Raw genomic sequence first — 2,314 nt, 5'->3', positions numbered from 1 at the left:
TTGCCCCTGCAGGAACTATAGCGTTCAACCGGCATGGTTGCCCATTTTTTATGCTAATTTTTAAATTTGCTTGTAAACCGAGCCGGCGCCGACGTCCCAGAGCATCTCGCCCGGCGACGGCCCGAGGACGGCGAGGGTGACCGCGCGAACCTCACGCTTGGTGAGCTGGCCGTCCGATTCGTACAGATCATCGGCCAGGCCCGGCGTGGACGGCGTCCGCGGGACGTCGAGGCACTCGATCGCGATCACGCACAGCGGGTCACCGGACCAGCCGTCGAGGTCGGTGACCTCCTCGGAGGGGCCGCCCAGCTGCGACAAGACGGTGACGCGGCAGCCGTCGAGACGAGGAAGGGAGGGGGGAGTCGCTCCGAGGACGAGGACGCGGCGGCCCGGGTTGAGCGCGGCGTGCACGGCGGTGACCGGCGCGGACACCACGCTCACCACCTCGACGTCCTGCAGGGCCCACCCCATCCGCGCCGCCGCCAGCGACACCGACGACGGATGCGTGAGCACCCGCAGCCGGTCCGGACCGACCAGGCGGGCCAGTGTCGCCCCGATGCCGTGGAACATCGGATCGCCGCTGGCCAGCACGCAGACCCGGCGGCCCTCGTGTGCCGACAGCAGGCCGGGCAGCGCGGGCAGCAGGGGAGAGGGCCAGGCGACGCGGGACGCGGCCACCGAGGGCGGCAGCAGATCGAGCTGGCGGCGGCTGCCCAGGACCACCTCGGAGGCGATGAGCGCTTCTGCGTGCGTACCCGGAAGATCCGCCCACCCGCCGGCGCCGATGCCAACCACCGTGAGCAAGTCCGTCACGCCCGCACGCTACCTTGCGGCCGTTCGACGATCTTGCCCCGCCAAACTTTCTCGCCCGCGGTTTGAGCCATCCCGGCCGGGTCTGCGTACCTGATGTCGAGCGGCGCTGGGGGGCGCCGACGCAGACGACGACCGGCTGAGGGTGAGGACACATGGTGCGGGCCTACGGCAATACCGCAGACCAGCAGTTCCAGGCCTTCGAGGACCAGCGTGACCGGTACGACCGCCCGGTCGAGACGGCGCGCTACCTCGCCGAGACCCAGCAGTACGGGAGCCAGCAGTACGAGCCCCAGCAGTACGAGAGCCGGCAGCAGGCGCAGAACTGGTGGCAGGACGACGCCTACCAGCGCAGCGACATCGTGCTGGAGTCGCACACCGATCCCACGGGGTGGCAGGCGCAGTCGCTCACGCCGGCCGTCGACGACCGCCCGCCGGCCGAGGCCGGCTCCGGCAACCGCCTGTTCACCGTGCTGCTGTTCTTCGCCGGCCTGGCGACCAGCGTGTCGCTCTGGCTCTTCGAGACCGAGGCCGGCGGGGTCAGCGACCTGGCCTCGCTGATGATGGCGGTCGGCCGGATCACCGGCCTGACCGCCGGCTACCTGCTGTTCATCCAGCTGCTGATGATGAGCCGGGTGTCCTGGCTTGAGGAGTGGGTCGGCGCTCGCGACCTGCTGAAATGGCATCGCTGGCTGGGCGCGTCACTGGTCGTCACGGTCCTTGCCCACGCGGTCTTCATCATCTACGGGTACGCGCTGACCGCGGAGACGCCGGTCGTCGACCAGGGCATCACGATCGTCACCTCGCTGCCCGACATGATCAGCGCCGCGGTGGCCACCGGCATCCTGGTCTTCATCAGCCTCATCTCGATCCGCGGCCTGAAGAACATCCTCCCGTACGAGGTGTGGCACCTGATCCACCTGTCCGGCTACGCGGTTCTGCTGCTCGGCTACGGCCACCAGGTCGCCACCGGCGCCAACCTCGGTGGCCCGTTCGCGGAGATCTTCTGGCCCGGGCTCGCCGCGCTGGTCATCGCCGCCCTGGTCTGGGGCCGCCTGATCGAGCCGCTCTGGCTCAACCTGCGGCATCGCTTCGAGGTGGCCGAGGTCGTCGCCGAGGGGCAGAACACGTTCTCGATCTACATCGACGGCAAGCGGCTCGAGACGCTGCCCGCGCAGGCCGGCCAGTTCATGCGCTGGCGCTTCCTGACCGCGAACGGCTGGTGGCAGTCGCACCCGTTCTCGCTGTCGGCCGCGCCGAACGCGCAGTGGCTGCGGCTCACCGTCACCGCGGTCGGCGGCCACACCGGCAAGCTGGCCGAGCTGCAGCCCGGCACCCCGGTGTGGGCGGAGGGACCGTTCGGCACGTTCACCGCCGAACGGCGTACCCGTCGCCGTGCTCTGCTCATCGCCGGTGGCAGCGGCATCGCGCCGATCCGGGCGCTGCTGGAGGACATGCCGGCGGACACCATCGTGATCTACCGGGCCAGCCGGCCCGAGGAGCT

General features: G+C 70.1%; 2 protein-coding genes. One reads left to right on the top strand and one right to left on the bottom strand.

The window, feature by feature from the left end:
* Positions 1-60: 60 nt before the first annotated feature.
* Complete coding sequence (gene cbiE, locus AB0M20_RS38940) at positions 61-813, bottom strand: precorrin-6y C5,15-methyltransferase (decarboxylating) subunit CbiE (protein ID WP_364306009.1); 753 nt, start codon at positions 811-813, stop codon at positions 61-63.
* A gap of 152 nt (positions 814-965) precedes the next feature.
* Between cbiE and AB0M20_RS38935 the strand changes: the two genes are divergently transcribed.
* Positions 966-2,314: ferric reductase-like transmembrane domain-containing protein (locus tag AB0M20_RS38935; RefSeq protein ID WP_364306008.1), on the top strand; the 1,349-nt coding region annotated here is incomplete at its 3' end.

Origin of the sequence: Actinoplanes sp. NPDC051633 (assembly GCF_040681735.1) — a bacterium.
GTDB lineage: Bacteria > Actinomycetota > Actinomycetes > Mycobacteriales > Micromonosporaceae > Actinoplanes.
This window is presented reverse-complemented; position numbering and strand designations above follow the sequence as displayed.